1 pseudogene is annotated in these 302 nt (G+C 70.2%); it reads right to left on the bottom strand.

The features are described 5' to 3' along the window. Nucleotides 1–137: 137 nt before the first annotated feature. A pseudogene (locus ACLBXO_RS32060) lies at nucleotides 138–302 on the bottom strand (oxalate decarboxylase); the annotation flags it as partial.

Raw genomic sequence — 302 nt, 5'->3', positions numbered from 1 at the left:
CGCCGGGAGAGCCAGCGCCAGGGTGTGGAGCGCGCGGGACGCGGCACGCATGGGTCCCTCCGTGCGAGATTCGTGCGGTCTTCGGATACGATTGCCCGAAGTCGTCGCGCCAGGATCGGTCCGGGTTCCCGGGCGCGTCAACCCGGCACGACGGGGGACTTCGTCTCCGGCAGGGCCTCGACGCGCTCGGGATCCAGCCCGGTATGGGCCTGGACCAGCGAGTGCGGGGTCAGGGCCAGCCACTGCGTCAGGGAGATGTCGGCGTAGCGCGGGCTCTTGAACATCTCCAGGAAGGTCAGGGT

The organism is Methylobacterium sp. C33D (genome assembly GCF_053345825.1).
The sequence above is the reverse complement of the archived record's forward strand: the minus strand, read 5'-3'. Positions and strand labels throughout refer to the sequence as shown.